Raw genomic sequence first — 5,847 nt, forward strand, 5'->3', positions numbered from 1 at the left:
CGAACCGGTAGATCTGGGCGATGGCTCGGCTGAACAGCGCCACGCCGACCACGGCGAGTACCAGCGACACGATGATCGCGGCGAGTTGCATTTCAAGGCTCCTCGGACCAGCGCGGAGTGCAGGGAACCCCGCTGCATCGGGGCCTGCCAGGGAATCTCTTCGGGACTGTAATACGGCCGCCGGTTGCCGAAGAATCAACTCTTGCGCGCGGCTATCTCCTGAGTCAGCTGGGGCAGCACGTCGAACAGATCACCCACCACTCCGTAGTCGACCAACTCGAAGATCGGCGCTTCGGGGTCCTTGTTGACCGCCACGATGGTCTTCGACGTTTGCATGCCCGCTCGGTGCTGTATCGCGCCGGAGATTCCGGCGGCAACGTACAACTGGGGAGACACCGTCTTGCCCGTCTGCCCCACCTGGCTGGAGTGCGGGTACCAACCGGCGTCCACTGCGGCCCGCGAGGCTCCGACTGCCGCATCGAGGGAGTCAGCCAACTCCTCGATGAGGGCGAAGTTGGCAGCCCCGTTCACGCCTCGGCCACCCGCGACGACGATCGGCGCCTCCGCCAGTTCCGGACGGCTCGACATTTCACGAGGAGTGCAAGAGACGACCCGGGTAGCGGTGGCCAGCGCACCGAACCGCACGGTGAGCGGCGACACGGCGCCCGCCGCCGGGCAGTGCTCCACCGGAGCGGAATTGGGCTTCACCGTCACCACGGGAACACCTCTGGTGACGCGAGACCTTGCCGTGAACGCCCCTGCGAAAACGGCTTGTTCGACTGTCACCCCGGTCTCGTCCGGCTCCAGGTCCACGGCGTCGGTGATGAGGCCGGAGCCGATCCGGAGAGCCAACCGGGCTGCGACCTCCTTTGCCTCGGCCGACGACGCCAGCAGTACGGCAAGGGGTGCCACTGCGTCGCACACCGCCTCCAGCGCGTCCACCTTCGGTACGACCAGGTAATCGGCGAACTCGGGGGCATCGGACATTATGATCTTCACCGCACCGTGCTCCGCCAGGACAGCGGCAGTGGAAGCAGCACCGGCACCCAAGACCACGGCAACCGGGTCACCGATCCGTCGCGCAAGCGTCAGCAACTCCAGCGTCGCCTTGCGGACCACACCATCCGCATGATCCACATACACAATGACTTCAGACATAACCGGCACTCCTGGAGATCTGGGTCAATGATGGTCTGCCTGCAGTGGCGGACGGCTGCGGTACGGATTCAGAGGAATTTCTGGGCCGCAAGGAATTGCGCGAGCCGCTTTCCCCCTTCGCCTTCGTCCGCCACGACGGTTCCGGCGGCTCGCACAGGTCGCTCCGACAAACTCAGCACCGTCGACCAAGCCCCTTCCAGTCCGACCGCGCTGGCGGCTATGTCGAGATCAGCCAGACAGAGCGATTGGATGGGCTTCTTCTTCGCCGCCATGGTCCCCTTGAACGTGGGGTAGCGCGCTTCGCCGGACTGATCCGTCACGGACACCACTGCCGGCAGTGGCGCCTCCAGTTGCTGCGAGCCCGTATCCCCGTCCCGCCGCCCCCTGAGCGTGCCGTCGTGAAGGGACACCTCCGACAGGAGGGTTGCCTGGGGCACTCCCAAGCGCTCGGCAAGTAGGGCAGGCACCACCCCCATCGCACCGTCGGTGGAAGCCATTCCGCACAGCACCACGTCGTATCCGGCCCTCTCGATCGCCTTCGCCAGCACCAGCGACGTGCCAAGCGCATCAGTGCCATGCAGGTCGTCGTCCTGGATGTGCACAGCCTTGTCCGCGCCCATCGCAAGCGCTCTACGAAGCGCACCCTGGGCATCCTTCGGCCCGACCGTCACGACGGTTATCTCCGCGTCATCTGCGGTCTCGGTGATCTGCAGCGCCTGCTCCACCGCATACTCATCCAGCTCGGACAGCAGCCCGTCCAGGGCATCCCGATCCACTGTCAGATCTGCGGCGAAGCGCCGGTCACCGGTCGCATCAGGCACGTACTTCACGCAGACGACCATCTTCAAAGTCATGCCTGATCCAAGCCCTTCCGGAGGAGGAGATTCACCTGTCACGCCCCGGCCTGTACGTCACCCGTGCGACGCACGGTGCAAGATCCCTGGGCAGGAGCACCGCTGTACGGCGGCCCCGTTACGCACAGCGGCACAGGTCGGATCCGGAGTGCCCCATGCGGGCAGGACCCGGCTCCTGACGGCGGAGCCCGAGGCATCGCCCGAGCAAGCGATCCCACCGGCGCCTGCCTCGTACTCGTGACCGTGGAGCGGGTACCGCGTTGTCACGCAATCCACTGCCCCGATCCGAGCACACCGACCTTAAGTCGAGAATAACCTCCACCTTACCGGAGGTCAACCTCGACTTCTTTGAGGAGGAAAGCCGGGCTTTCGCTCAACGTCTGGGCCTGATGTGGCGCAGGACGATCGCCACCGAGGCGATGGCCCCGGCGGAGAGGGCCACGGCAAACCAGATCATGGTCGGTGCGAGCGCGGCGTGCCGGATGACGATGCTGAACGCGATCGAGGGCAGGCCCATGCCGGCGTAGGCGACGACGAAGAAGGCGGCGAGCACCCCCGCACGCGAGGCGGGATCGGCCGCTATGGCGCTCTGCGTGACAGCGCCTTTGAACAGCACGCCGGCACCCGCGCCAGAGAGGGCGACAGCGAGGAGGAAGAACCAGAGCGCCGGGTGGTACAGCGCAATGGCGGTGAGGGCCAGGCCGATGGGGAAGACTGCGGTGCCGACCAGGATCTGGGGACGTTGGTCCAGCTTTCCGAGCGCGAGCTGTGCCGCCGCGGAGGCCGCGAAAGCGGTGAACGGGGCGAGTCCGACGACGAAGGTGGACGTGATGCCGAGCTCGCCGCGCACCATGATCGCGCCGAGGGAGGAGAACAGGCCCATCAGGGCGAAGGCGAAGAAGCCGGTGCTCGCCGCAGCAGCGAACACGGGGCGCAGGCCAGGGCGCAGGGCGAAGCGGTCGGGCCAGTCCGCGGCCCTGAGTTCGGTATCGACGGTCTCGGGGGTGGCGAGCACCAGTAGCAGCAGTATCGCCATGGCGGCGGTGAAGACTACATAGCTGGTGACCAGCGGAGCGGGAACCCATTCAGCGAGCGCTCCGGAAACGATGGGGCCGAGGGCCAGGCCGCCGAGGTTGGCCACGGAGGCGACCAGTGCCGGCACCTGCGATCCACCGCGATCAGGGTATGCCTCCTGGTACAGGTCGGTGAGGTATGCCGTGGCCGTCGAGGCCATGAGCCCCACCGCCACGCCGGTGATCAGGCGTCCGACGATCAGTCCCGGCAGGTCCGGCCATATGGCGAGGACTACGGCCGAGACAATGCCGACAGCCAGGGCAGGGACGATGATGCGGCGCCGACCGAGCCGGTCGGAGAGATGACCGAGCAGGCGGAAGCTGACCGCCGCGCCGATGACCATGGCCGCGAAGGCGATGGTGACCTCGGTCGGACCGAAGTGGTCACGCGCCTGGTACAGCGGCCACAGCGGGGTGGGCGCGGTACCAAAAGCCATCAAGGACAAGAACGCCACCGCGACGGACCAGAACCCGAAAGCATGTCGGTTCCGGAGCGAACGCGGGGTCGCGGTTGTGAGTGTTGTCGTGGTCATCGCCGTCCCTCAGTGGAGCACGTTCGAGCAGTCGGCGGCCTTTGATGCCGCCCAGGGATCAGAACATGCGCCGTGCCGTTCCGGCATCAGCCTTCAGGGGCATGATGGAGATAGTTGTCATCTCTGACAGAGATAATGAAGGGATGGAGTTCCGCAACCTTCGCCACTTTGTGGCGCTCGCCGAAGAGCGCAGTTTCACCCGCGCCGCCGCCCGTGAGCTGATCGTCCAGTCCGGCTTGTCGTCATCGGTCCGCACTTTGGAGAAGGACGTCGGCGCCCTGCTGTTCGTGCGCGGTACCCGCCCGGTCCGACTCACCTCTGAGGGCGAGGCGCTTGTTCCTGCGGCACGGAAGGCCCTCGAAGCGGTCGAGGCTGCCCGGCAGGCTGTCCGAGACGTACGAGGCGTCCTCTCGGGACGGCTTCGCATCGGCACCCTGCAGACCATCGGCCACACTCTGCCGTTTACCGCCTGGCTCGCGGAGTTCGCGCACTCCCACCCCGGCGTCGACATCCTCGTCCGGCAAGCGCCGGCGCTGCAGATGCTGGAGATGGTCGCCAACGGGGAACTGGACTGCGCGCTCGTCCCGGCGCTGCCCGTGTACAGCGAGGGTCTGGACGTCGTTCCGCTCGTCACGGAAGCCGTCGTACTGGCATGCGCGACGGATCATCCGCTCGCCGGCGAGGAGCAGGTGACGCTCGACGGGCTCACAGAGGAGCGCTTCGTGGATGTACCGCACCACTGGGCCATCCGCGCCCAAGTCGACGAGGCCTTCCGTGGCGCCGGTCTGACCCGGCGCATCGTGTGTGAGGTCGAGGAGTGGCCCCTGATGCTCGATCTGGTGGCGGCTGGCGTCGGCATCGCGATCATTCCGGCAGGGCTGGATTTCACCCGCCACGGGAACTCCGGTGCCCCGCTGCGGCTCATCCCGCTCGCCGGCACCGACTTGAACCGCCGCGTCGACCTCGTCATCCCCAAGGGACACGCGGCGACCCCGGCCGCCCGCCGCTTCCTCGAGCAGGTCGGCAGGAGCCACTGAGCCTTTTCAGCGGGGCCACCGATCGGGTGATGGCGGGGTGGCGGGAGATCAGCGCAGAACGGACGAGGCCCCTCGGTGGTTGAGCGAGATGTCTGACGTCTCAACTCTGTCGCCGGGGAGCCTCGTTGATTACGTATCCTGCCGCACTGGACCTGCCTCACGCGCTGGTTGAGTGGGTGACGATGCTGGTCGTCACCCGGGAGGGTGACCGACGCTGCAAGCTCCGGCCCTCTCAGCGGGCGCTCGTCGCACTGATGTACCTGCGCAAGCACGACACCCTCGCGCAGATCGCGGCCGGTTTCCGGATCAGCGTCGGCACCGCCCACGCTTACGTGCACGCGGTCGTCGATCTCCTGGCCCACCGAGCTCCCGGCCTGACCCGGGCCCTGCGCGAGGCGGACGCGGAGTACGTACTGGTGGACGGCACGCTCGCCGAGTGCGACCGGGTCGGCGACGGCCGCGCCGACTACTCCGGCAAGCACCGTCGCCACGGCGTGAACCTGCAGGTCATCACCAACCCGCACGGCGAGATTGTGTGGATCTCCCGCGCCCTGCCCGGCCGCACCCACGACCTGACCGCGGCCCGAACCCACCGCATCATTGCCACCTGCGTTCGCCTTGGCATTCCCGCCCTGGCTGACCTCGCCTACCTCGGTGCCGGCGGCACCCTCGCCACGCCGACCAGACGCCCACCTCGCAAAGAGCTCACCACCCGGCAAAGCTCACTGAACCGGGCCCACGGACGGCTTCGGTATCCCGTCGAACGCGGCATGGCCACCCTCAAGCGCTGGCGCATCTTCCGTCACGCCCGCTGCAGCCCCAACCGCCTGTCGTCAGCAGCCAAAGCCATCCTCACCCTGGAAAAGCAACGCTGAAAAGGCTCACTGAGCTCTTTCGCCGTGGTGTCGGCAAACGGTGACGGAGTCGAGGTGGTGGCTGGTCGAGGACGTCGCCGGTGCCGAGCCGACAGTCAGTCCCATGGGGAAGGCCGACGGCCATCGCTGCGACGTCCGCCGCCGTCCCCTTGTACCCGAACCGGCTCACGACGCGCCGGTGCCGTCCGGCGATCACGTCTATGGACGGCTGGTTCCAATCAGCTGTCGGCGACGGCTGAAAAGTGGACCGGTAGCGACGCTTGAAAGTTGACCCCCTTCAGGGGTCTGGCTCGTTGAGTCAGGCCGGGAGGAGTGGT

6 protein-coding genes are annotated in these 5,847 nt (G+C 67.0%); 3 read left to right on the plus strand and 3 right to left on the minus strand.

Going from position 1 to position 5,847, the window contains the following annotated elements; all coding sequences use genetic code 11:
• Positions 1 to 195: 195 nt before the first annotated feature.
• From ACIP64_RS41350 to ACIP64_RS41360, 3 genes are all read right to left on the minus strand, one after another.
• Positions 196 to 1,158 carry an electron transfer flavoprotein subunit alpha/FixB family protein gene (locus tag ACIP64_RS41350; protein WP_401598013.1) on the minus strand — a complete coding sequence of 321 codons (963 nt, stop codon included), beginning with the start codon at positions 1,156 to 1,158 and terminating at the stop codon, positions 196 to 198.
• A 68-nt stretch (positions 1,159 to 1,226) separates the two neighbouring features.
• Positions 1,227 to 2,012, minus strand: a complete 786-nt coding sequence (locus ACIP64_RS41355) for an electron transfer flavoprotein subunit beta/FixA family protein (RefSeq protein ID WP_401598016.1) — start codon at positions 2,010 to 2,012, stop codon at positions 1,227 to 1,229.
• A 373-nt stretch (positions 2,013 to 2,385) separates the two neighbouring features.
• Positions 2,386 to 3,540, minus strand: a complete 1,155-nt coding sequence (locus ACIP64_RS41360; protein WP_401598019.1) for an MFS transporter — start codon at positions 3,538 to 3,540, stop codon at positions 2,386 to 2,388.
• On the opposite strand from ACIP64_RS41360, the gene ACIP64_RS41365 reads away from it, so the two are divergent.
• The 3 genes from ACIP64_RS41365 to ACIP64_RS41375 all read left to right on the plus strand — a co-directional run bounded on the left by ACIP64_RS41365 (position 3,422) and on the right by ACIP64_RS41375 (position 5,530).
• A complete protein-coding gene (locus ACIP64_RS41365; RefSeq protein ID WP_401598027.1) occupies positions 3,422 to 3,745 on the plus strand; it encodes a hypothetical protein in 324 nt (107 codons plus the stop codon). The two genes, ACIP64_RS41360 and ACIP64_RS41365, sit on opposite strands and share 119 nt — an antisense overlap.
• A gap of 16 nt (positions 3,746 to 3,761) precedes the next feature.
• Positions 3,762 to 4,655, plus strand: a complete 894-nt coding sequence (locus ACIP64_RS41370) for a LysR family transcriptional regulator (RefSeq protein WP_401598022.1) — start codon at positions 3,762 to 3,764, stop codon at positions 4,653 to 4,655.
• 125 nt (positions 4,656 to 4,780) lie between these two features.
• Positions 4,781 to 5,530, plus strand: coding sequence for a transposase family protein (locus ACIP64_RS41375; protein WP_401598024.1), 750 nt, complete (start codon positions 4,781 to 4,783; stop codon positions 5,528 to 5,530).
• Positions 5,531 to 5,847 lie beyond the last annotated feature (317 nt).

The sequence above is a fragment of the Streptomyces sp. NPDC088733 genome (assembly GCF_044751185.1).
Taxonomy (GTDB): Bacteria; Actinomycetota; Actinomycetes; order Streptomycetales; family Streptomycetaceae; genus Actinacidiphila.

Coding starts and splice junctions, on each gene's coding strand:
- ACIP64_RS41365 (WP_401598027.1), top strand. CDS start 3,422: ATGACCATGGCCGCGAAGGCGATGGTGACCTCGGTCGGACCGAAGTGG.
- ACIP64_RS41370 (WP_401598022.1), top strand. CDS start 3,762: ATGGAGTTCCGCAACCTTCGCCACTTTGTGGCGCTCGCCGAAGAGCGC.
- ACIP64_RS41350 (WP_401598013.1), bottom strand. CDS start 1,158: ATGTCTGAAGTCATTGTGTATGTGGATCATGCGGATGGTGTGGTCCGC.
- ACIP64_RS41355 (WP_401598016.1), bottom strand. CDS start 2,012: ATGACTTTGAAGATGGTCGTCTGCGTGAAGTACGTGCCTGATGCGACC.